Source organism: Planctobacterium marinum (genome assembly GCF_020687805.1).
GTDB classification, from domain to species: domain Bacteria; phylum Pseudomonadota; class Gammaproteobacteria; order Enterobacterales; family Alteromonadaceae; genus Planctobacterium; species Planctobacterium marinum.
In genome coordinates this window covers 346,042-368,621 of record NZ_JAJEWQ010000006.1, presented here as the reverse complement: position 1 = coordinate 368,621, position 22,580 = coordinate 346,042, and the positions used below count along the sequence as shown (strand labels likewise).

Sequence of the window (22,580 nt, the reverse complement as noted above, 5' to 3'; positions counted from 1 at the left end):
ACGGTCAAAGAATTTTGACAGGTCGACATCCACAGCAAAACGGCGTCCCGTTTTGATAATGTCTCGGACCTGTTTCACCGCCTGTTGCCCGTTTCGGTGTGGCCTGAACCCAAAGCTGTTGCCTGAGAAGGTGGAATCGAAAACGGGCGTTAACACCTGGGCAATGGCTTGCTGGATCACGCGGTCAACGATGGTCGGGATACCCAATTGGCGTTTACTATCATCGGGTTTATCAATCTCCACGCGTCGAACAGGTGATGGTTGGTATTGGCCTGAGCGAAGCTCAGACATTATACGTTTCCAGTTGCCATCCTTTGCCCAGGCCGGGAAGTCATCAATGGTCATCCCATCGATGCCAGCGGCTCCCTTATTGGCTCGAACTCGTTTCCATGCCGCTAAGATATTGGCTGGCTGGAGAGCGAGTTCAAGTAGATATGCCCTAAAGGCTGGCTGTTCATCAATACGCTGAGTCCCGTCACTACCGGTCGGCATTCGTGTATTCAGGTTCAATAAGGCTCCTCCTTTATTCTAAATGTTCGGGCCTTCACCGTGTCCCACCCATTACGATGGGCATTTGGCTACTATGCCGTCTGCTGACTTCTGCTTAATCATCGTCACAGTTACCTGTGGCGACGCTATCGATTTGCATCCGGTTTGCTCGCAGTGGCTGATGCAATTCCTCTGCGCCAAGGCACTTGTATACCAGAGCCTCACTGGTAAACTACCGATCGCCTGTTAAGCAGACCTCCCCAGATAAGAGCATGAACTGTCTTTGCACTGCTGCATCATTTACGGTGGCCGTAAAGTCACGTGGTTTCGCTGTCTTGTGCCAGCTCACCTCCAGCCTACGCCTCATATGATGTTCTTGTTCATCAGCTCGCAAATTTGCTAGCGGCTTCCTCCAGACTAAACTTCACAATTTAGCCCTTGCCATTCGCTAGTAGTTAGCGTTGAATAACCTGAGTTAAACAACGGTGACTTTCCTACAGAGGACTTTCACCTCATTAGTTCATGCCCATGCTGGGCGTACACAAGGTAAATCAAACATGGACAAATACTCGCTGACTCCGCTCGTGCCTCGCGTATTATAGCCAGCAAGCATTTGCCATTTATTTACGACGTTAGTAGCCATATGAAAATGGAGACAGCAGTGGAAATAGATGAAGATAAAATCGATGAAGCGGCACTTGCTCTGTTTTACCTTACTCTGCATGACAAGTTTGGTAGGGCTTGGAAGCAAATAGATTGGAGTATCACGGACCGACTTTATGAAAAAGGTTATATTCACGACCCTGTTGGCAAATCAAAGTCTGTTGTTTTAACTGAAGAAGGTCTCGCCAAATCAGAAGAGCTCTTCAAAAAGTTATTCGTCAAAAGTGAGTGAGTATTGTGCGCAAAGCTCAGCTTTTACTCTAGGATGTATCAGCGTGGCAACTAACAAGCCAATTATGGCATGGACGCAAAAAGCATGGCTTGCGCTCATTCTTCGCTAAGTATAGCCATGCATTTGTGCGCCCCATATTGAGGCGTTAGAGGTTATATGTTTCAAGCCATTGCATTGATTTTATTATTACTTTTGTCGGGTTGCGCATCAACAAACGATGAAAACAAGATTTACCAGAATATTTCGACCGATAATTCAGTTGAACTAATATTCGTGAATGCAAAGTTAAAATCTACAAATTTCGTTGTTTACGACAATAAAGAATGTATGAATCCCAAAGCAGTAAACTTTTCTGTTGGTGAAAGCGGAAAAGACTTAGCTCTCAGAGTAATGCCTAATCAACATTTCACGTTCATGTGGGAATATGGCTTAAGCGGCAACATTTTGGGTCACCATAACTGGTGCAGAGCCTATTACACTATTCTTCCTAATAAAGGCACGTATGTTATATCAACAAATAAGTTGGATAATAATTGTGGCATTAATGTTTATAAAAAGGTTAGTGGTAGCATCGTCTCAATGGATGCGAGTGAACAACTTAAGGAGAGAATCTTTACTCGCCCAATGTGGGACAATGCAGGCCCGTATTGCGAACCAACAACCTCTAACAATGATACGCAAGCGGAAATAAAATAGTTGGCTGGTTTCGCTTCGCTCACAGTATAGCCAACTATTTTGTTCCGCTTAGTGCGGCGTTATGTTTCTAAGGATAGATCTGTGAAACTTTGCTCAATGCTCTTGTATATATTTTTAATTTCAGGTTGTATAACCACTGAATATTTCGGCAGAAAAAGTAGTGTTGAATATGCAGGTTATGACTACAGAGGTGTTTATACCAACCCTGTAGTTAAGAGTTTTGGGCAAAATTCTAATGTTATACGAAATATTCGATTTTGTTCCAATTCAGATAATGTCTGCAAAAATATTTTTCCAACCAATGCGTACCACCTTCCAGATATTACTTTTATCGATAAGAGAAATGAAACAGGCAAACGTAAACGCGTTTTCTTCATAAAAGCCTATAAACAAGATACAAACTCTAGCGGTAGCATTACCAATGAGGATTTAAGCACTTTATATGCGTATGATCCGGTAGCAGAAAAGTTAGTAACATTGGCACAGGACGTTACTTTTATTGACATGGAGAGTGTAGTTACTTCGTTTACATTTTTCATAAAGTTTAAAAAGAAGGATAGAGTGTTCTTATCCCAAATCGACTTAGAATCTTTAGACGTCAGAAAAACCGTGGTGTGGGAAACATAACAAAAACAATTAATCCCGGACAAAAATAGCAGTCATTTATTAAGAGTTGAACGTCCGCCAACTTAAAAATGTAGTCAATCGTAACATTAACACCGGTTGTCCGCTCTGGTGTGTTAGCAGTCAGTGGAGAAGTACAAGGTGAGTGACAGCTATCTTAAACATTCGGTCATTAGCCGAATCACAGCACTAGTTGTTACTCTTCTTCAAACGCCCTACTGTTTCAAAGTTCGAAGTCCATACGTTTCCTGTCCCTGTGCGAGATAAGGCGAAAGTGAAGTAGAAACCTGAAAGAGGGGCATCAGGGATGATGCCTCAGGCAATGCTGGCGCAGGGACGTGCCATCATTGTCGGTCTTTCTGGTTCTTCACTTGCGACTTATGTTTTCTCGCGCCGGGGCAAGAGGGGGTTTTAGGGGATCTCCCCTAAGAAAAAATCACATCAGAGCACTTTTGTGTAAGTCCAGCGAATTATGAAAAGTCGCCAGATTCATGGGGTTCGCCATCAGAACGACAGGGTCAGATTCGCTTAAATAAATTATTTAAATTTAAGAAATTGAGTATCTGTTTTCTTAAACAAGCAACTATAGCAATCGCTGATCTGCTAACGGCCACGCCTCGCTCGTTACCGACCTACCAACTTTTGCACTAAACAGCTACGTAACCACTTAATAATTAAATCCAACCTCAGAATGCAAATAGCCAAAACAACAAATACTTGTAGTTTTGTGAGGTCAACGACCTCATTAACCTCACAAGCAGTGTTTGGGAATCCACCCTTAATCTTCAAGATTTTATTGCCTTGTCCAGGCACCGTCCAGATTTAGCTCAGGACCATCGGGTATCACCTGAGTGGGATTAATCATGGTGTGACTAAAATAATAGTGGCGTTTGATGTGCGCCATGTTAACTGTGTCTTTAATGCCCGGATACTGATACAACTCTCTGAGGTAATTCGACATATGGGGGTAATCTTCAATACGTCTCAAATTACATTTAAAGTGCCCTACGTAAACCGCGTCAAACCGCACCAAAGTGGTAAACAAGCGCCAGTCTGCTTCGGTAATGGAATCGCCGGTCAGATAGCGGCGTTCCGCCAGTATCGCTTCCACTTTATGCAACGCTGAAAACAGCGCTTGCACCGCTTCACTGTAGGCTTCCTGGGTTGTTGCAAAGCCGGCTTTGTACACGCCATTATTGATATTGTGATAAACAAACTCGTTGATATCATCAATATCAGCCTGAAGCCCTTGCGGGTAGTAGTCATCCTGATTGCCGGTTAAATCGTTAAATGCCGAATTTAAAATGCGTACAATTTGCGCAGATTCATTGTTGACGATTTGCTGTGTTTGCTTATCCCATAAAACTGGTACTGTAACCCGGGTTGTAATGTCAGGTTTTGCACGGGTATAAATTTGATGCATGTATTGTGAGCCATATAAATGATCTTCAGTGGCGGCAACGAAACCATTGTTTACCGTTGCAAATTGCCATCCCTGGTCCAGCATGTCCGGATGTACCACTGATACTGAAATATGCTCTTCTAACTGCTTGAGCTTACGCAAAATTAAGGTGCGGTGTGCCCAGGGACAAGCCAGGCTCACGTAGAGGTGATAACGGCCGCTTTCCGGCTTAAATTCGCTGTCGCCGCCAATTTTGTGGATGAACAGCGAATCCTGACGTTGAAACTTGCCTCCACTTTTTTTGGTGTCATACCATTGATCTTGCCACTTACCTTCTACTAATAAACCCATTGTCTTTCCTGTCCTGATTGTGTGACTTCATTCAAACACTTCATAAATGTTTTAAAAAGTGCAAGTTTTTCGCTATTTCGTTCTATTTTTTAGAAAATTGTCGCTGCTTGAATTGAGTAATTACTGCTACACTTAAAGAAAACAAAAACACCAATGCTGATTCATGAGCGATAAATGTAAATATCAATCACAATGTGGAGAGTCCTGCACCGAAAATGATTTAGGTTCTGGCTTTTGTTTTTGGCATGACCCTCACGTTGACAAAAGCGGCATGAATTTGGCGGAGCGACTGGAAGCACATATTCGACGTGGCGGTACCTCCAAGGGCCTGAAACTAAAACGTGTCAATCTTGCCGGCATCAACCTGGTAAACCGCAGTTCCAAACACGGATTCGACCTTTCCGAATGCGATCTTTATCGGGCTAACCTAAAAGGCGCACACTTGTTTAATTTAGCGCTGCGCAATGGCTCCCTGATGAAAGCCAATCTAAGCGAAGCTAACCTGCACTGCGCTGATTTAGAAGGCAGTAATTTGTTAGGCACCAAGCTGGAAGGTGCGCGCATAGACAATATTAATATTGGCGACAGATTGTTACAGGAGCGCATTGCGTTAAAAAAACGCAAAGAACACGATAAAGAAGCCGCAGAAGACAATTTTGAGCAATCAGAAGAAATCTATCGCAATCTGCGAAAACGGGCAGAAGATCAGGGTTTGTTCCAGCTTGCTGGTCAGTTTGGGTACAAAGAATTAATTATGCGCCGCTTCCAGCTCACGCCATGGTCGTTTAAATGGATATTCTCCATGCTGGTAGATAAGCTATGCGGTTATGGCGAAAAACCAGAAAATACCGTGGTGTTTTCTATGTTTTTGATTTTTATGAGCGCCATTATGTATTTTATCTTTGGCGTTAACCACGGCGAAGAACGGCTGCAACTGGACTTTTCCGCATCACTGAGCAGCAATATCACCACATTTTTTATGGCGCTGTATTACAGTGTAGTGACCTTTACCACACTGGGTTATGGTGACATAACCCCATTCGGCATAACGCGCTTTTTCGCTGCTCTGGAAGCCTTCATCGGCAGTTTTACCATTGCCTTGTTCGTAGTGGTTTTTGTTAAACGGATGACACGCTAAGCATTTATTGTGCGCTACAATTTATCGGCTAACTTACTGTAAATGGCATCCGCAATGGGTAACGCAGAGGTTGCCGCAGGTGAAGGGGCATTGCCTACGTGCAGGCTTCGGGCCGTTTCAGCAAAGCGAAAGTCATGAATCAGTTCACCGTTGTCAGAGACGGCCTGTGCCCGAATCCCGGCGGGATAAGGCAATAAATCCTGCAACTGAATTTGCGGACAATACTTTTGCACCAGTTTCAGGTAGCCACGCTTATTCAGCGAGTTCCTGAACTCTTCCATACCAGAGCGCCAGTTTTTCTTAACCACCTGTCTGAACCCGGAATAACACAACATATCAACGAACTGATGAAACTGTAATTCAGTCTTGCCGTAGGCTTCTTTCCCCAACGCCAATACAGCGTTCGGCCCAACCGTAACATATCCTCCAATCATCAGCGTCAGATGTACACCTAAAAACGGCAGTTGCGGATCGGGAACCGGATAAATGAGGTGTTCAACAATCCGGTTATATTTTTCCGGTAATCGAAAATACTCGCCTTTAAACGGGATTATGCGCCAGTCGATATCGGGTTTTAGCTGTCTAATCAGCTCGTCAGAATAAACACCGGCGCAATTTAATACCTGCGCTGCAGAAAATTGTTCTGACTTACAAACCACCCTCACCTTGTGCTCATTTTCTTCAAGTTGGTCAACCTGAGTGTTAAATCGCACTTTGCCGCCAAGCTGTTCAAATTGTGCTAAAAAGTGGGCGGTGAGCCGCTTATAATCGGTTATTCCGGTTTGTTGAATGAACATGGCAGCACTCCCGGAAATCGCCGGAGCTTTGGCGCGTAATTGCGCAGCGCTTAATAATTCAGGTTGCAACTGATTTTGCTGACAACGCAAATACAGTTGCTGCAGACGGGCTTCCTCTTGCTCGTCTGTTGCGACAATTAACTTGCCACATTGCTGATAGGGTAAATCATATTGTTGACACCAGGCGATAGTCCGCTGCAATCCTTCACGACAATATTTGGCTTTCAGGCTATCGGGCGCGTAATACACCCCGGCATGAATTACCCCCGAGTTGCGGCCCGTTTGATGTTGCGCGGCAGCGGCCTCTTTTTCCAATAACAGCACCGATAACCCCGGTTTTTCGCGTTTTATTTTTAAGGCACTGGCGGCACCTACAATTCCTCCACCAATTACTATAATGTCGTAATCGCTCAAGCTCTTTCCTTTATCTCTGCCATCAGGCGCTGTTATATCCACGATTATGCTAATTGCCAACAGTGATTTTTGCAAAACTGTAATAACTGGTTAGAATACCGCCTCTTTGTTTTCCGGTGCAGTAATCATGGATCTTTTTAGTCAGCGATTTGGCGGTATCGAACGCCTGTATGGCCAGCAACAACTGGCTTTTTTACGCCAGGCACATGTGTGTGTTGTAGGTATTGGCGGCGTGGGCAGCTGGACAGCAGAGGCGCTGGCCAGAAGCGGTATTGGCAAATTAACCCTGATTGACCTGGATGACATTTGCGTCACCAATACCAACCGGCAAATTCACGCATTGAGCACTACCGTCGGACAAAACAAAGTTGATGTGATGGCCCAGCGCATCAAACTGATCAATCCAGACTGTGAAGTACAGGCTGTGATGGATTTTGTCACTGATAAAAATGTAACTGAACACCTTAAAGATTTTGCCTACGTGGTGGATGCAACTGACAGTGTAAAAGCCAAAGCGGCGATGATTAATCATTGTAAACGTCAGAAGATGCCCATTATTACCGTAGGAGGCGCCGGTGGTCAGGTGGACCCAACGCAGATCACCGTTGGTGACCTGGCTAAAACCAAACAAGATCCCCTTGCCGCAAAACTGCGCGCCTTCCTGCGCCGCTACTACGGGTTTAGCCAAAATCCCAAACGACGTTTTTCAGTAGAATGTGTTTATTCCACTGAACAACTGCGCTATCCGGATGCGCAGGGCAATGTCAGCTATGCCAAACAGATGACTGGTGGGGTAAAGCTGGATTGTAGTGGCGGCTTTGGTGCTGCCGTTACCGTTACAGCCACTTTTGGTTTGATCACGGCTTCCCGGGTACTGAATAAACTCATTGAAAAGCATTTCCCACTGGTTAAATAACCATGGCAGAACAACAGCCTCTGATCCTTGGTTCGAGCAGCTCGCACAAAAACACAATCTTTTGATTGCTGAGCTGCCGATAATCAAAATAGGGACATATCACCACCGGCAACGTTGAATGCACGGCAAACTCGTGGTTCAGCCAGGTAAATCCGACATTTAATCCGCAATCACGGGCCCAGGTTTTGCCCATAACAATATGAATATGGGCAGGGTTGATGGTTCGCAGGTCTGGTGCAGAGAACAGCAAAACAGTGTCAGAGTGCGCTTGTAATAACTGTTTATCACGCCATGTTTGCCAGCTGTCAAAGTCATCCGAGAGAATGTGTTGCTGCATCCTGAGGGCATACACCAGCTTGGCATAGACGTTGAACACTTTTCGCCAGCCATTACCGCATTGATCACCAATGGCTTTTATCTCTCCCGGGTGCAATGCCCTGACAGTATCCAACATAGTGACATCCTGATAGTCGGGAATATTGCCGATATAAACCCTGAAAATGGCGTTAACATCGCCCAATCCATAATTTTTTACATTTATCTTGTTCATTGCGCTTGTTTAAACAAAAAAAGTTAGCATAATCAAAAACTGGTCGGACAAGTTGAAATAATAATGCATGAAAATCTCCCCAGGTAAACTCAAATTTTTGCTGAACTATTTGTTTGGTCCTTATATTGGTGCTGGTGTCAAAGTAGAAGAGTACAGCCAGGACTGGCGTTATTGTCGTGTTGTTATGCCACTGCGATGGTATAACCGCAATGCGGTTAACACACATTTTGGTGGCAGTTTGTTCTCCATGACAGATCCCCATTACATGCTCATGCTAATGAATATTCTGGGAAAAGAGTACACCGTTTGGGATAAAAGTACTGAAATAGATTTTGTCAAACCCGGTACCGGGAAAGTTATTGCCGAGTTTCACATTACTGATAAGATGCTTGAAGACATCCACCAAAACACGGCTGCAGGTGAGAAATATCTGCCCTGTTATGAAGTAAACGTGGTTGATGAACAACAAAACACGATCTGTACAATAAAAAAGACGCTGTATATAAAAAAACGTCTAAACGACAGAGCCCGCTTTTAATTTTTGGTGAGGAACAATATGCACAATAACGAGCAAATCATTCACAGTTTCTATCAATCTTTTCAAAAGCTGGATGCCGAGGGCATGGCCGCTTGTTACCATCCGGACATTGAGTTTAGTGATCCGGCCTTTCCTGACTTAAAAGGCGAAATGGCCGCAAATATGTGGCGCATGCTTTGCTCACAGGCCCAGAATTTTGAATTAACGTATTCAGATGTGACCGCTGATGGCATGTCGGGCTCCGCCAACTGGCAAGCCAGTTATGATTTCTCCCGAACCGGCAGACGTGTGCACAATAAAATTCAGGCCAGCTTTTTGTTCGAAGATGGCAAAATAATCCAGCATGTAGACAGTTTTAATTTCTGGCGCTGGAGCAAAATGGCCTTAGGACCGGTGGGTTTGGTGCTGGGCTGGACACCAATGTTGCGCCAAAAAGTCTCAACTATGGCTAACGCCAGCCTACACAAGTATTGCGAACAACAGAAATCCTGAAACAGGTTCACAGAGGATTTTTTAAGGTTTCCACCAGCTTTTCCATCACGTCTTTGCGGGCGGATGTTTTGCGCCAAACCAGACCAATTGCACGTTTAGGTACCGGGGGCGAAAATGGCACGTATTTAATGCCCGACTCGTTCTCCTGTACAGCAATTTTCGGCATAAAGGTGATACCGGTACCGGCTTTCACCATTTGCCGCAGTGTTTCTAATCCTGTCGCTCGAAAGTCCTGCTCTTCGGCAAGCCCCTGGCGTTCACAAATCTCCAGTGACTGGTCGCGTAAACAATGCCCTTCTTCCAGCAGCAACAACTTGTGCTTTTTCAGACATTTTTGGTCAACGGTTTCCCGGGTGGCTAATTTGTGATCCGGCGCCACTGCCAGACAAAATTCATCTTCAAACAATAATTCAGACGTCAGAAAATCATCGTGAACCGGCAGTGCCAACAAGGCCGCATCAATCTCACCGTGGCGTAACTTTTCCATTAAATACAGGGTTTTATCTTCTATCAAAATAAGCCGCAATTTCGGCATCGCGGCTTTTACTTTTGTCACGATTTCCGGAAAAACATAAGTGGCTAAGGTGGGAAAAGCCCCAAGGCGGAACTTGCCGGCCAGCGGATCTCTGGAACTTTCAGCAATTTCCTGAATAGATTCAATCTCACTCATTACGCGTCTGGCATAGGCAGCAATCTGCGCACCAGTTTCGGTCAGCATCACTCTGCGATTGGTACGTTCAAACAGCACCACCCCCAATTGCTCTTCCAGTTTTTTAATCTGTCCACTTAATGTTGGCTGACTGACGTAGCATTGTTCTGCAGCCTGACCAAAATGTTCCAGGTCAGCAACGGCTAAAAAATACTGCAGATCCTTAATATTCATAAGACTCCTATAATTAAAAGGTATTACCTATCATTTCCATAGAAACAAACGATTCTACGGAAGAATAATTAATTGATAGGCTTAAAACAATAGGAAATGCCTAATATTAATTTTGTTTTGTGGATCCTATCCCGAACAAAATCGGTATCAAAAACGACAATGTAATTTTTAGCTTTCTTATTCGAAAACAATTGTAATGACCCGACGAAATCTTGGTCGTCAAACCCACATGAGGAATAGTATATGAATACGTCCAGGTTGTTTAAAAATACCGCGTTGGCAACTGTCATCGCACTTTCTTTTTCGCAGGCGGCGCTAGCTGCCGAGTCCAGTAAACCCGGTGGAGCGGTTGGCATGGGCAAGGTTGCGCCAAATCAGGCGAAATCAAATCTGTTTTGGTGGCCTGACCAACTGGATTTGTCCGCCCTTAGGGACCACGACGCGCGCTCTAATCCATTGGGCGATAACTTCAATTACAAGGCGGCGTTCAGCAAGCTGGATATGGCGGCATTAAAAGCGGATATCGACGCGGTATTGACCGACTCACAAGACTGGTGGCCGGCAGACTGGGGCAACTATGGACCTTTCTTTATCCGCATGACATGGCACGCAGCAGGAACTTATCGTACTCACGATGGTCGCGGTGGTGCTGGCGGCGGTCAGCAGCGGTTTGACCCATTAAACAGTTGGCCAGACAACGGCAACCTGGATAAGGCCAGACGGTTATTGTGGCCAGTAAAACAGAAATACGGCGAGCACATTTCCTGGGGTGATTTAATCGTTCTGGCGGGCAATGTTGCTCTGGAGAACATGGGATTTAAAACCTACGGATTTGCCGCAGGTCGCGACGACGACTGGGAGCCAGACATGGTTTACTGGGGTCCGGAAGTTGAGATGCTGGCCAGTGACCGAAGAGACACAGATGGCAAGTTGAAAAAGCCTCTGGCCGCCGTTCATATGGGCCTTATTTACGTTAACCCGGAAGGTCCCGGTGGCAAACCCGATCCACTAGGTTCTGCGCAACATATCAGAGAATCATTTGGCCGCATGGCTATGAATGACGAAGAAACCCTGGCATTGATCGCCGGTGGTCACACCTTCGGTAAAATGCACGGTGCGCACAAGGCATCTGAGTGCGTAGGTGCTGAACCTGGCGCTGCCCCTGTTGAAGAACAAGGTTTCGGCTGGAAAAACAAATGTGGTAAAGGACATTCTGAAGATACAGTAACCAGTGGACTGGAAGGTGCGTGGACACAAGCCCCTACTCGTTGGACTTCATTGTATCTGGAAAACCTGTTGAAGTTTGAGTGGAAACAAACCCGCAGTCCTGCCGGTGCCATTCAGTGGGTACCCACCGACGAATCCTTACACAAATCAGTTCCTGATGCTCACATTAAGGGTAAGTTTAACCCACCGGTGATGACCACAGCAGACCTGGCCCTGAAATTCGATCCGGAGTATCGCAAAATTGCAGAACGTTTTCGTGCCAACCCGGAAGAATACCGACTGGCGTTTGCCAAAGCCTGGTACAAACTAACCCACCGTGACATGGGACCAAAAGCCAACTTCCTGGGTACGGAGATTCCGCAAGGAGAGCATCTCTGGATGGACCCCATCAGCGCACCGGATTACAAACTGGTTTCTGAGCGCGATGTGAAGAAACTGAAAAAAGAGATTCTCAACGCCGGGTTGTCGGTTTCAGAGTTAGTGAGAGTTGCCTGGGCATCGGCATCAACTTACCGGGATTCCGACATGCGTGGTGGTGCCAATGGTGCCAGAATCGCGCTGGCCCCTCAAAAAGACTGGGCCGCTAACAACCCGGCCGAAGTACAGAAAGTGCTGAGTAAATTACAGGAGATTCAACAAGAATTTAATGGCAGACGCACCAAGGTGTCACTGGCGGATCTGATTGTATTAGGCGGTGCCGCGGCAATCGAAAAAGCGGCAAATGACGCCGGATTTAAGGTGACTGTACCTTTTGTGCCCGGTCGTGGAGATGCCACTCAGGCGCAAACGGATGAGAATTCATTCTCGTTCCTTGAGCCTCATGCCGATGGATTCCGCAATTATTACGAGCCGGGTTACTACAAATCCCCCACTGAAGCACTCGTGGATAAAGCCGATCAGTTAGCCCTGACCGTGCCAGAGATGACAGTGCTGGTAGGTGGATTAAGAGCACTGGATGCCAATTCAGATGGCAGCCGACACGGCGTACTAACCGCTAATCCTGGCACTCTGAGCAATGACTTTTTTGTTAACTTGCTGGATATGTCCACGCAATGGCGAAAAGCAGACGAAGGTCATGTTTACGAAGGTGTGGATCGAAAATCAGGTGAAGTTAAATATACCGCTACTCCGGTTGACCTGATATTTGGTTCCAGTTCAGAACTGCGTGCTGTTGCAGAAGTGTACGCGTTTGACAACAGTAAAGAGCGTTTTGTGAATGACTTTGTTAAAGCCTGGGTCAAGGTCATGCAGGCAGATCGGTTTGATCTGAAGTAACACCAAATAGTAGAGTAAATACCACGGCAGATCACAGCAATGTGATCTGCTTTTTTATACAAACGCTATTTTAGTTTATCCCCCAACGGGCTTGGATTTGTTGCATTTGCCCAGATTCTCTTAATTGCAGAAGTGCTTCGCGATAACGCCCCACCAGTACCGGATTGCTATCCTTACTGAACGCCAACGATAACTCACTGTCCAGTTCGCGCGCCCGATGCACCCGAACTAAATAAGTCGCTGGCAGACGCAATTGTTTCAACGCTGGTAACATCGCCGTTTCCGCGGCAATAATGATATCTGCACGGTTTTTGATAAGCATGTTAATCCGGTTGGCTTCGCTAACATTACTTTCACTGCCGCCCATGATATACAGTTTTTCGAAACCACTGGCGCGCAATAGCTGGTGAGTTGTGGCTTCCTTAACGACGGCGATACGATATTGACGAAAATCACTGAGACTGTCGGACTCAATGACTCCAGACTGAGAAAGCGCCCAAAAATGCAAAGACTCAGTAGCAAGGCTACCAACCCAGGCAAACAATGCTTCCCGTTCGGGTGTTCTGCCAATGGAAAAAATCATGGTGTCAGGTGTTTCCAGCGCAACCTGATAAGCGACCGCCCAGGGTAAAATTTGAATATCCAGCGCATCGCCCGTCATTCTGGCTAACTGCTCAACCACTTCAACGCTGTACCCTTTCAGCTGATTATCTTCATCCACTTGCTGGTAAGGATAAAATAACTCTGTGACGACATTTATCTCAGCAGACTGTGCTTTTATATTAAGCATTGTCAGCAAAACTGCCAGCAACGCCAATACTTGTAATTTCACCTTCCTGATACCCACTTAACACCCTGTAATACGAACGACGCTCATTACAATCATAATACTGACATTAAAACTTGCCAGTAAAAAAGCGGAAAAACCGGAAATTGAACAGCATAACGCGAAGAAGAGGTGGAGGGGGAAAGGTGGAGACCCACCTTTCCAGGGAGACGCACTTTGTGCACGCAGGTTCACTACGCCTGCACAATCACTATACGTAATTGCGACAAACCATAAACCCGGTTTGTGACGTATGGCCTGAATCCTGACACCAACGGCGGTCTGGTGATGTAAGTTGCCGTAGCGTTGGACGTTTTACCTGGTTTATTGCAGATACAACATTTCATCTCGGGTTGGCGCCATTACCGCCAGTACCTTATTTTGCAGAGGATGCGGAATATCTGCCCTGGTCATCGCGGCAATAAACAAATCAACGCCGTGGTTAAAGTCACTTTCATTGAGATTCATGCCTGTGTGCACATCCACCATAGAATCACCGGTGTACTGACATCCGCCACCGGTCAGAAAACACAAGTGCTCATTGAGTTTTTCTCTGAAACGGCCAATGTCTGACCCCTTGAAGTAACTGAGCATAATTTCATCGCCTTCAATTTCTGCAATAAAATTGTCCACGATTTCCGCCACTTTAGGCGCCCCTCCCAGTTGCTGATACAGGCTTGTCGAAGTGCTGGCGCAACCGAAAATAGTCAGCAGTAACAAGGTACATAGTATTTTTTTCATGGCTATCACCAAAGTTGTCCGTTGATAGAGAGATACAGACCATTTTGGTCAGGAATTCCCGCAATACTGCCCAGTTTTGCGTAGGCTAAAGTTACATTCACCTGCTTTGACGGTATCCAGGCAATGAAGATATCTTTCCAGTCGTCCTCCCCTAACCCCAGGTTATCAGGCTTCTGCCGGTATTCCACGCCAATCGCCAAATGGCGGGAAAGCAGCACACCAAAGGAGCCTTCAAACATCAGGTCATAGTCATCGTCGTCTACATGTCCAAAACCCAGCAAACCGGTTTGGTTGGCTTTGGTTGCTCGTAGTGTGGTATTCCACACCATGTTGTAGCCCCAAAAAGCCCCCAGATGCACTTTAGTGGCCGCAACATAAAAGTCGGTGCCGCTTTCTGCATCCTCCGCACCCACCGCGGCCGCAATAGCGCCATCGTCCAGCTTTTTATATTGCACACCCACACTAATCTGCGGCCACTGGCTGTATACCACATCGCCATAAACCCGATATTTGACGCCATATATATCTTGTTTAATCTCAGTTGACAGAGGCTCAACGTCGAACCGGTGTTGAGCAACACTGAATTCAACCCTGTCGTACAGGGAGACACTGGCTCCCAGCACATCAAGGCGAAAATCATCGACATTCACTTGCGTGTAAAAAGCATTGGCTGAGGTCTGATCCTGGCTATCGTAACCTGCCAGTGTAGCCCAGGGAACGATGCCTCCACCACCACTTCCTTCAATCATATTAAGTCCGGCTGTACCAATGAGTTTACCGGTGGCAGCCATGCCAACGGGGCTTAATATCATTGCCGCGGCCATGACCACAGCGTTAACAATGATGGTTTTATTGCGTTTAGTCATCTTGTTGTCGCTCTTTAAACCAGTTAATAAAATCGGCCAAATCGACGGGTTTGCTGATGTAGTATCCCTGACACCAGCGACAACCCCAATCAGTCAGTAATTTCAGGGACGCCGCGTCTTCAATTCCTTCGGCCACAACATCCAGCCCGAGATTTTTTGCCAACAGCAATGTGGTTTGAACAATGCTTTGATCTTCTTCGTTGTCTGCCAGATGCAGAACAAAACTCTTATCAATTTTCAGAATATTGATCGGCAGATTTTTTAAATAGGACAGCGAAGAATACCCGGTGCCAAAATCATCAATGGCGACAGAAAAACCAGACTCTCTGAGCATTCTCAGGTTGCTGGTGGCCTTTTCCTGATTGCTGACTAAATCACTTTCTGTTACTTCTAAGGAAAAGGCCTCAACCGGCAGGTGTCGCTGAGCTAAAGCCGCTAATATCAGTTGATTAATTTCTTCCCGCATAATGTCACGGGTGGACAAATTGACGGCAACAGTAATAGGAATATCTGCCTGCCAGAGTGTTTTGCAGTCTTTTGCAACGCGCTTTACTACCCAATCAGTAATATCAAATATCAGTCCGGCCTGTTCAGCAATACCAATGAATTCATCCGGCGGCACAAAACCGAGTTCGGGGTTGATCCAGCGGATCAGTGCCTCCGCGCCTGTCACCGTTTGTGTTGTCGTTTCAAATTTCGGCTGATACACCATTTTGAATTCTTTATCTGGGTCCGCCAGGGCACGTTTTAACTGGGTAACAATTTGCAGTTTACGGCTGTATTGTTGTTCAACGTCTGGATGAAATATCAGGATGGGCACATCCGTTGCTCTTGCTTCATCCAACACCATATTTATGCGCTTGATGAGTGAGTTAAAATTTTGTGAGTCGTCCGGGCATCGCAAGTGCGCCATTGAAATCTTGATGGGGACAGTAACATCGTTATACACAGGCGCATCTTCCAGTGTCGACTTTAGTTCATCAAGGGCCGACATTGTTTGCGCATCAGGCGCTAACCACAGAAAGGTTCCACCGTCGAGACGGGCAACCTCGCCCTCAAATGCCATCATGCGTTCTGCCATCGTTTTAATGACATAGTCACCGACGTGGTAACCAAACACATCGTTAATTGAACGTAAATCGATCAGATTGACGGCGATAACACTAAAAACTTCACCGTTTTGAGCGCGACCTTCGTACAGCTCCGCTATTTTCATACGATTAAATGCATGGGTCAGATTGTCATGCTCAGCCTGATGCCGAATTTGCGCCTCACGTTTTTGTACTGCACTGATCATGTTATTAAATGACTGGTGCAGCTCTTCAACTTCTCTGGAATGTACTTGTTGTAATACCAGCTCGGAGTAATCCCCACCGGATACAATTTGTGCCTTATTTGCCAACACGCTAAGTGGCGCTGTGATTTTTCGGGTTAACCAGGCAGTTAAAAATAAAGACGCACCAATGGCCAATGCAATGGTCACTATAACCGACCATTGCAACTTAAAAAAATCAGCAAAAAGTTTGCTAAGTTGGTCATAAACAGACACCGTTATCTGAGTACCATGACTGTTGCTCAACTCAAAAGAAGTGGAAATGCAGGTAGCTCCGGCTGAATAAAACAAGGTGCTGCTTAGGGTAAGAGCTGCCTGCGAAATACAATCCTGCTGGTTCTGATCCGTCTGAAAATACAATTGCTGGTGAGTGTCACTCTGTACCGTCATGGACAACTGCAATTGCGCCAGAGTTTGTAATTCTTTCAGAAAACCCTGTTCCAATTTTACCCCAAACAGGGTGACTGCAACGGGTGTAGGCGCCATCACTGGCATCAAAAACGCCAGGTACAAGTTTTCCTCAAAAACGATATAGGCAGAGGCTCCTCTGTTAGCGATGGCTTCCTGTAATAACGACGGATTATTGAAACTACCGTCGCTCAGATGCTCCGTTTTTGAAGAGGCTAATAAAACACCGTCCAGTTGCATCAACAACGCCAAATCAGCATTAACCCGACTACCGTGGTTTTGCAAAACACTGGCAATCGTCGGGGCGTCTTTGGTGGCAACCGCACGTCTGAAGCCAAAATCTTTGGAAAGCACCGATGCCGAAGTAAATAGTGACTTTTGTTCCCGTTGCACAACCTGTTCGATGACAGACTGAACCAATTGTAAATCAGACTGCAATTGCTTTTTGGCGTGAGTACTGAGGGTCGACGCCAGCACGTACATAATCGCAATTGCTGTCAACAAGAGTACCGCAGTGATCACTTTCAGCAGGCTAAAGACCATCGGCCTTTGCTGCGATTTGGAATTAATTACTGCCAAAGGTAGCCGAACCAAAGGTTGCAGACTTTTCTTCTTCAGGAGCCGGAAGCAAGTCTAATACGATAATCATCGGATTTTCGTCAGACAGCTGCACGCTGTTCACCTGTGTAGCCGCAAGTGACATGCGCGGGTGCCAATATTGAACAGATTCAATCTCCGGAATAGTCGCGATACCATTTTCATCAGTCAGTACCGCCGTTTCATTGGGTGCAGCAACATAAATATAACCAATCATTTGGTCGTGGATGTTGCAGCCCAGTGCGACAATCCCGGAATTGGCGAACAAAATCGGCTCCACCGGACGGTTGCGATACAGTTTAATTTCAAAAGGGTTACTTTCGGAGAAGCTATAAACGTGGTGTCGTATGTTATCACTGTTGGGAAAGTCCACACTTTGTCCTGCGGTAATAACACTAATATGGGGGACAAAAGCCCGGTTAACCTGATCCACAATAACCGGCTCAGAGGACGGTGATGTATGGGAGGAGGATGACCAACTAATCACCACAGACGCCACAGGCTTACCCGCACCATCCATCACTTTGACATCTTTGGCCAGTAACTTGCCCGATAGTATTAAAAAAATCAGTAGTATCAGATTACGTAACTTCATAAACCCCCATGCTATCTGTGTTGTTGTAAAAGGCCCTGTTATAACCCTTGTTCATTTATGAAGCCGTAAGCCAAAACATCAGGCTCCGCCAGATAATCCGATTTGTTACAAATGCTAGGTTATTGTCAGTGCAATTACCAATATTTGTTCGCGATTATCACCGGCTTATGCGCTTACAGCACCTTGTAAGGGCTTGTTTAATTTAAATAAATGCACTATCCCAAACATCAAACAAAGCAACATATACCACATTATTTGCGTCCCCAGATAGGTATAAAGCACGCTCAACACGCCACCGCTCACCAGCAAAAAAACACCAACAAAGGTGTTTCCGGCACCGACAAACGCCAGGCGGTTGTCGTCGGTAGTGGCATTGAGCAATAAGGTTTTTCTGCCGATACGAACGCCATCGTAGCCCACTAACAACAAATAAAAGCCCCCCAGTAGCATCGACTGCGACAATGATTGCAAAAACACTGCAAAGATCCACAAAACCACCAGGCATAATGAAGCAGATAGCGCCAGCGTTTTGATCACCTCCCGGTCGGAAAAAACACCCCAGATATAAGACGCTGTCAGTGACGCTATGCCTGAAACCAAAATTAACCAGCCAATGTTAATGCCTTGCTCTGCGCCAAGGCTGGAGCCGATAAAGGGAATAGCTAACATGGCGTGTAGCAATAAACAGCGGCTTAGCACCATATGTGTTAATAGTGGGTTTTCCTGAAATTGTGCCAGCAAGGATGTGGGCTGCTGTTGTTCAATTTCTCTTTTGCAGGTAAGCGGAAAACTCAGCAGTAAGGTACAGGCGACAACACCACACAGAAAGACAAAACTCCAGGCCACCATAGAGCGATTCTCCATGAACAGACCAGTGATCAGTAACAATGCGAGGCCGATACTCAGTCCACCTGAGACTGTTGATACCAGTCCTGTAAACCGGCCGCGAACTCGTTTAGCAACATACTCAGCCTGAATGTCCTTGCTGAACACCGAGGTAAAGGCGCGCCCTGCACTTAATACTGCCAGCGACATTAAAAGTCCGGCCGCTACAAAGCTACCAGACGTGAAAAAAACGCTGAAGCAAAAACCCAAAAGACCAAGTAACTGAATGACCATACCCAGTCGCCAGCCATAGTCGCGGCGCTGGTGTGTACCAATCGCTGATCGCTTTATCCACCATTGCGGCAGCATCGAGCCTGACTCCCGTAGCGGTGCTAAAAATGGCAAAACCCAGCCTGCCCCGGGGACCGAATTCAGTAACCAGGGTAACGTCGTTTTCGGCGACACCAATAAATCAATCAATTTATTGTTTATCTGCGCCAAAAACAAAATGAACTGCGATTTTTTTGCCACGCTTATTAACCAAAGCCAGTCATGTGAAAAATTTTCAGTTTAGTGAAGTCTTTACATACGAGACCACCGTATTTTAGTTCATATTAAATATAAACCCATGATTTTTAATTATTTTTACATATGGTCTGAGAATTGCCTATTCTACTTCATCACGGAAAACCAGGATTAAACCCGTTTTATACAAAGCACCGTATAAGCATATTCACTGAGGAGGTACTGTGACCGAAATTGTCGTCATCATCACCATACTGAGCTTGTGGGCCCTGATTATACAGGGGCCTTCAGAAACCGTTAAAAAGCTGATTTGCTGCTTTTTACTGAGTGTCGTGGCGACCAGGATTGTGACACAGGCCACGACTTCGCTGGTGAACAGAATGCAAGCCAAACGTTATCAGGAGGAATAAGTGAAAACCCCAAAAAGCCGACCTTTTAGCCTTTACTATACCGCTGTCGCGCTGCTGCTGTGGCTATTAACCCTGTTAACAGAGCAGTGGCTGGCGAAAGCTCTGTTGTTGTGGTCAGCGACGTCGGTGTCTCTGGTGGCCAGTGCCTACCTGTTTAAGCAACCTCAGATTTTCAGAAAAAACCACGATGGACGCATTCCTGGTGTTATCGTGTGGCTTTTCTGGCCCTTTTTGACCGCCGCTAATTTGTACAATCGCTTTGTGAGGCTCCGCGATAAAACCCCTGCAGTCCAGGAAATCAAACCGGGCCTGTTTTTAGCACGGCGGCTAACGCCATCGGATCTTGAAACCTTAAAATCCCTGAAAATTAGCGCCATATTAGACGCCACCAGTGAGTTCGATGCCCTGCACTGGTCTGCGGAACAGGCCGATATGGCCTACCTCAATGTCCCGGTTTTGGATCATCAGTCTCCGAAACCAAACGACGTATTACATGCGGTCAACTGGATACACGGGCAACGGGCCAGTAATAAAAATGTGGTGATCCATTGTGCCCTGGGTCGGGGACGCTCAGTATTTCTGCTGGCAGCCTATTTACTGATGTTAGACAAAGACAAAACCGTCAGAGATGTTTTAAACGAGATCAATGCCATTCGCAAAACAGCCGGACTGAATATGGCGCAATTGCGGTCACTGGAAAACATTCATAGCAGCAAAAAAGTCACCCTTTATCCCAATGCATGGATTATCGCCAATCCGGTTTCCGGTGGCGGAAAGTGGCCAGAGCATCGCAAAGAAATTTGCGAAACCCTGGGAAAATACTATGCATTATCCGTGTTAACTACCAGTGAGGAATTGGATGGTCAACAACTGGCAAAGCACGCGATTGAATCCGGTGCCGACGTCATTATTGCCGCGGGTGGTGACGGTACCGTTAACGAGGTGGCTGCAGCGCTCAGACACACGAAAATCAAAATGGGGATAATCCCCCTGGGTACCACTAATGCTCTGAGTCACGCCCTTTGGGGAATAAAAGCAAAAGCTCTGCCGGTGAAAACCGCATGTGAAACCATTATCCAGGGTCATGCCGAAGCCTTTGATATTGGTTTGTGTAACGAAGAGTTGTTTACCCTGGTACTGGGTATCGGATTCGAGTCCCGAATGATTGAACTGGCAAATCGGGAAACTAAAAACCAGTCTGGACAACTGGCTTATCTGAACGGTTTATTCCATGCCGTAAGTGAAAATGAACTTCACAAGTTTCAGGCGAACTTTGACGGTCAGGGATGGCAGGAAATGGAAACCAATAGTCTGGTTATCGCCAATTCAGCACCGGTATTTACCCTGTTAGCTCAGGGCGGCGGAGAACCCGATGCCCGGGATGGCAAACTGGATATCACCTGGCTGGACAAGGAAAATAGCGATGACATTGTCACCGGCATGCTGCAGCTTCTGTTGTCTGAGTTTAACCAGCCGGATAACCGGAAATTCCAGCATCAACACGTTAAACGCTTACAAATCAAAAGCGAAAGTCCAATAACTTACAGCATTGACGGCGAGATCAGAAAGGCCGCAGAACTGGACATTTCTGTGCAGGAAAAGCAATTGAATATTCTGACTAATCCGTCGCCCCCGGTAAGCGTGGAATGACGGTTTGTCAAAGGGAATGACCGATGGTGCTAGTGGCCGTGAAAATTTTTCAGGGCAGCTATGTAAAATTCCCACAACAAATCAAAAACACCGGCTGCAAGGCTGCAAGGCTGCAAAATTAAACATTAAAACCAGTAATATCAACAACTTGGCCTTACATGACGAAATAGCATTGATTTTGCAAGCTATAATACATACTGAAATTTTGCGACTCAAAAAAGCAAGGTTTCAAGGGTAACCGCAGAGGAGAAATGATTATGTGTTTCAGAAGCGTATTAGTGCAACTTAGCAGTGACAACAGTTGCCTGCAGCGACTTGCATGGGCAGACAGCCTGGCACATCACGATAACAATCGGGTTCACGGCGTTTATTTCCAGTCAGAACTGGCAACGATGCCCGAAAATACCGCCGACCTGATTCTGGCCCCGGAAGGGGTGGCCTATGTGCCTGACGCCGCCAAAAATAGCAAATCACTGGTGAAAGAAGATTTGCAAAATCTGCGCAGTTTACTGAAAGAAAAAGCCGGTAAAGACGAAGAATTCCACTGGTTTACTGTGCCAGGTAATCTGCAAGAACAGCTGTCGATTGTGTCCCTAACACACGATCTGGTGATCCTGAGTCGCAGCTGGTTCGACGGGTTTGATCAGGTGAAACTCAAATCCTTGTTACCCGACTTCAAACAACCACTTAGCGCCCCCGTTATGGTGATGCCTGAACACGTTCCTGAAAACGCATTTTTCAATGCGCCAATTTTGGTGTGGGACAACAGTGTAGAAGCATCAAGAACCCTTAAGAGCGCCCTGCCACTGCTTAAACGTTCAGGCCAGGCTGGCATTCTTTGTGATTTTCAGGGCAGCGAAGAGTACGATATCGTTGCGTTGGAAGAAGTGGCCTCTTACCTGGAGTCTCATGACGTGAGAATCACTTCTGTGCACAGTGCTCCCGATGATAAATCTCTGCCAGCTGCTATCGAAAGCGTTGTACAGCAGGATAATTATGATCTTGTTATCTCCGGCGTAAAACAAGGGTCGGTGCTGCACAATATGGTGTATGGCAAACAACTGGAGCAATTGCTCAACAACCTCACGGTGCCGCTATTTGCCTGCAACTGATTGAT

General features: G+C 46.2%; 23 protein-coding genes. 12 read left to right on the top strand and 11 right to left on the bottom strand.

Annotation, left to right across the window (positions count from 1 at the left end; genetic code table 11):
- Positions 1 to 510: reverse transcriptase domain-containing protein (locus LJ740_RS19465; RefSeq protein ID WP_407676420.1), on the bottom strand; the 510-nt coding region annotated here is incomplete at its 3' end.
- A gap of 640 nt (positions 511 to 1,150) precedes the next feature.
- Here LJ740_RS19465 and LJ740_RS19460 point away from each other — a divergent pair.
- The 3 genes from LJ740_RS19460 (at position 1,151) to LJ740_RS19450 (ending at position 2,707) form a co-directional block, all read left to right on the top strand.
- Positions 1,151 to 1,384: a DUF6429 family protein gene (locus LJ740_RS19460; RefSeq protein WP_044056436.1), complete on the top strand. Its 234-nt coding sequence runs from the start codon at positions 1,151 to 1,153 to the stop codon at positions 1,382 to 1,384.
- A gap of 156 nt (positions 1,385 to 1,540) precedes the next feature.
- A complete protein-coding gene (locus LJ740_RS19455; protein ID WP_229530793.1) occupies positions 1,541 to 2,080 on the top strand; it encodes a hypothetical protein in 540 nt (179 codons plus the stop codon).
- 81 nt (positions 2,081 to 2,161) lie between these two features.
- Positions 2,162 to 2,707 carry a hypothetical protein gene (locus tag LJ740_RS19450; RefSeq protein ID WP_229530792.1) on the top strand — a complete coding sequence of 182 codons (546 nt, stop codon included), beginning with the start codon at positions 2,162 to 2,164 and terminating at the stop codon, positions 2,705 to 2,707.
- A 790-nt stretch (positions 2,708 to 3,497) separates the two neighbouring features.
- Here LJ740_RS19450 and LJ740_RS19445 read toward each other — a convergent pair.
- Positions 3,498 to 4,457: a glutathione S-transferase family protein gene (locus LJ740_RS19445; RefSeq protein WP_229530791.1), complete on the bottom strand. Its 960-nt coding sequence runs from the start codon at positions 4,455 to 4,457 to the stop codon at positions 3,498 to 3,500.
- Positions 4,458 to 4,620: 163 nt separating this feature from the next.
- Here LJ740_RS19445 and LJ740_RS19440 point away from each other — a divergent pair, with 163 nt between their 5' ends.
- Entirely contained in the window at positions 4,621 to 5,595 is a 975-nt protein-coding gene (locus LJ740_RS19440; RefSeq protein WP_229530790.1) for an ion channel, read from the top strand.
- A 14-nt stretch (positions 5,596 to 5,609) separates the two neighbouring features.
- Here the strand turns inward: LJ740_RS19440 and lhgO are convergent, their stop codons facing one another.
- On the bottom strand, positions 5,610 to 6,806 hold the full coding sequence (lhgO, locus tag LJ740_RS19435) for an L-2-hydroxyglutarate oxidase (RefSeq protein WP_229530789.1): 1,197 nt from the start codon (positions 6,804 to 6,806) through the stop codon (positions 5,610 to 5,612).
- Between the two features lie 127 nt (positions 6,807 to 6,933).
- Here lhgO and tcdA point away from each other — a divergent pair, with 127 nt between their 5' ends.
- On the top strand, positions 6,934 to 7,722 hold the full coding sequence (gene tcdA, locus LJ740_RS19430; RefSeq protein WP_229530788.1) for a tRNA cyclic N6-threonylcarbamoyladenosine(37) synthase TcdA: 789 nt from the start codon (positions 6,934 to 6,936) through the stop codon (positions 7,720 to 7,722).
- Here tcdA and LJ740_RS19425 read toward each other — a convergent pair.
- On the bottom strand, positions 7,715 to 8,272 hold the full coding sequence (locus LJ740_RS19425) for a DUF6942 family protein (RefSeq protein ID WP_229530787.1): 558 nt from the start codon (positions 8,270 to 8,272) through the stop codon (positions 7,715 to 7,717). The genes tcdA and LJ740_RS19425 overlap by 8 nt on opposite strands.
- A gap of 67 nt (positions 8,273 to 8,339) precedes the next feature.
- On the opposite strand from LJ740_RS19425, the gene LJ740_RS19420 reads away from it, so the two are divergent.
- Positions 8,340 to 8,810, top strand: a complete 471-nt coding sequence (locus LJ740_RS19420) for a DUF4442 domain-containing protein (protein ID WP_229530786.1) — start codon at positions 8,340 to 8,342, stop codon at positions 8,808 to 8,810.
- Positions 8,811 to 8,828: 18 nt separating this feature from the next.
- A complete protein-coding gene (locus LJ740_RS19415; RefSeq protein ID WP_229530785.1) occupies positions 8,829 to 9,302 on the top strand; it encodes a nuclear transport factor 2 family protein in 474 nt (157 codons plus the stop codon).
- 7 nt (positions 9,303 to 9,309) lie between these two features.
- On the opposite strand, the gene LJ740_RS19410 is transcribed toward LJ740_RS19415, so the two are convergent.
- A complete protein-coding gene (locus LJ740_RS19410) occupies positions 9,310 to 10,185 on the bottom strand; it encodes a LysR substrate-binding domain-containing protein (protein WP_229530784.1) in 876 nt (291 codons plus the stop codon).
- 243 nt (positions 10,186 to 10,428) lie between these two features.
- On the opposite strand from LJ740_RS19410, the gene katG reads away from it, so the two are divergent.
- Positions 10,429 to 12,687 carry a catalase/peroxidase HPI gene (gene katG / locus LJ740_RS19405; RefSeq protein ID WP_324255637.1) on the top strand — a complete coding sequence of 753 codons (2,259 nt, stop codon included), beginning with the start codon at positions 10,429 to 10,431 and terminating at the stop codon, positions 12,685 to 12,687.
- Positions 12,688 to 12,757: 70 nt separating this feature from the next.
- Here katG and LJ740_RS19400 read toward each other — a convergent pair whose 3' ends face one another.
- From LJ740_RS19400 to LJ740_RS19375, 6 genes are all read right to left on the bottom strand, one after another.
- Entirely contained in the window at positions 12,758 to 13,519 is a 762-nt protein-coding gene (locus LJ740_RS19400) for a substrate-binding periplasmic protein (protein ID WP_229530783.1), read from the bottom strand.
- Between the two features lie 318 nt (positions 13,520 to 13,837).
- Positions 13,838 to 14,254 carry a group I truncated hemoglobin gene (locus LJ740_RS19395; RefSeq protein WP_229530782.1) on the bottom strand — a complete coding sequence of 139 codons (417 nt, stop codon included), beginning with the start codon at positions 14,252 to 14,254 and terminating at the stop codon, positions 13,838 to 13,840.
- 5 nt (positions 14,255 to 14,259) lie between these two features.
- On the bottom strand, positions 14,260 to 15,078 hold the full coding sequence (locus LJ740_RS19390) for a DUF3034 family protein (protein ID WP_229530802.1): 819 nt from the start codon (positions 15,076 to 15,078) through the stop codon (positions 14,260 to 14,262).
- Between the two features lie 34 nt (positions 15,079 to 15,112).
- On the bottom strand, positions 15,113 to 17,404 hold the full coding sequence (locus LJ740_RS19385) for a putative bifunctional diguanylate cyclase/phosphodiesterase (RefSeq protein WP_229530781.1): 2,292 nt from the start codon (positions 17,402 to 17,404) through the stop codon (positions 15,113 to 15,115).
- 22 nt (positions 17,405 to 17,426) lie between these two features.
- A complete protein-coding gene (locus LJ740_RS19380) occupies positions 17,427 to 18,053 on the bottom strand; it encodes a methylamine utilization protein (RefSeq protein WP_229530780.1) in 627 nt (208 codons plus the stop codon).
- A 165-nt stretch (positions 18,054 to 18,218) separates the two neighbouring features.
- The gene (locus LJ740_RS19375) at positions 18,219 to 19,409 is read right to left on the bottom strand and encodes an MFS transporter (protein WP_229530779.1); all 1,191 of its coding nucleotides are present in this window, start codon (positions 19,407 to 19,409) and stop codon (positions 18,219 to 18,221) included.
- Between the two features lie 218 nt (positions 19,410 to 19,627).
- On the opposite strand from LJ740_RS19375, the gene LJ740_RS19370 reads away from it, so the two are divergent.
- From LJ740_RS19370 to LJ740_RS19355, 4 genes are read left to right on the top strand one after another with little or no spacing between them, the layout of a single operon-like run.
- Complete coding sequence (locus tag LJ740_RS19370) at positions 19,628 to 19,813, top strand: hypothetical protein (RefSeq protein WP_229530778.1); 186 nt, start codon at positions 19,628 to 19,630, stop codon at positions 19,811 to 19,813.
- The gene (locus LJ740_RS19365; protein ID WP_229530777.1) at positions 19,814 to 21,463 is read left to right on the top strand and encodes a diacylglycerol kinase family protein; all 1,650 of its coding nucleotides are present in this window, start codon (positions 19,814 to 19,816) and stop codon (positions 21,461 to 21,463) included.
- 4 nt (positions 21,464 to 21,467) lie between these two features.
- Positions 21,468 to 21,701, top strand: a complete 234-nt coding sequence (locus LJ740_RS19360) for a hypothetical protein (RefSeq protein WP_229530776.1) — start codon at positions 21,468 to 21,470, stop codon at positions 21,699 to 21,701.
- Positions 21,702 to 21,720: 19 nt separating this feature from the next.
- Positions 21,721 to 22,575, top strand: a complete 855-nt coding sequence (locus LJ740_RS19355) for a hypothetical protein (protein ID WP_229530775.1) — start codon at positions 21,721 to 21,723, stop codon at positions 22,573 to 22,575.
- Positions 22,576 to 22,580: the final 5 nt, after the last annotated feature.

Coding starts and splice junctions, on each gene's coding strand:
- LJ740_RS19410 (WP_229530784.1), bottom strand. CDS start 10,185: ATGAATATTAAGGATCTGCAGTATTTTTTAGCCGTTGCTGACCTGGAA.
- LJ740_RS19440 (WP_229530790.1), top strand. CDS start 4,621: ATGAGCGATAAATGTAAATATCAATCACAATGTGGAGAGTCCTGCACC.
- katG (WP_324255637.1), top strand. CDS start 10,429: ATGAATACGTCCAGGTTGTTTAAAAATACCGCGTTGGCAACTGTCATC.
- LJ740_RS19395 (WP_229530782.1), bottom strand. CDS start 14,254: ATGAAAAAAATACTATGTACCTTGTTACTGCTGACTATTTTCGGTTGC.
- LJ740_RS19455 (WP_229530793.1), top strand. CDS start 1,541: ATGTTTCAAGCCATTGCATTGATTTTATTATTACTTTTGTCGGGTTGC.
- LJ740_RS19380 (WP_229530780.1), bottom strand. CDS start 18,053: ATGAAGTTACGTAATCTGATACTACTGATTTTTTTAATACTATCGGGC.
- LJ740_RS19390 (WP_229530802.1), bottom strand. CDS start 15,078: ATGGCCGCGGCAATGATATTAAGCCCCGTTGGCATGGCTGCCACCGGT.
- tcdA (WP_229530788.1), top strand. CDS start 6,934: ATGGATCTTTTTAGTCAGCGATTTGGCGGTATCGAACGCCTGTATGGC.
- LJ740_RS19385 (WP_229530781.1), bottom strand. CDS start 17,404: ATGGTCTTTAGCCTGCTGAAAGTGATCACTGCGGTACTCTTGTTGACA.
- LJ740_RS19445 (WP_229530791.1), bottom strand. CDS start 4,457: ATGGGTTTATTAGTAGAAGGTAAGTGGCAAGATCAATGGTATGACACC.
- LJ740_RS19415 (WP_229530785.1), top strand. CDS start 8,829: ATGCACAATAACGAGCAAATCATTCACAGTTTCTATCAATCTTTTCAA.
- LJ740_RS19420 (WP_229530786.1), top strand. CDS start 8,340: ATGAAAATCTCCCCAGGTAAACTCAAATTTTTGCTGAACTATTTGTTT.
- LJ740_RS19425 (WP_229530787.1), bottom strand. CDS start 8,272: ATGAACAAGATAAATGTAAAAAATTATGGATTGGGCGATGTTAACGCC.
- LJ740_RS19355 (WP_229530775.1), top strand. CDS start 21,721: ATGTGTTTCAGAAGCGTATTAGTGCAACTTAGCAGTGACAACAGTTGC.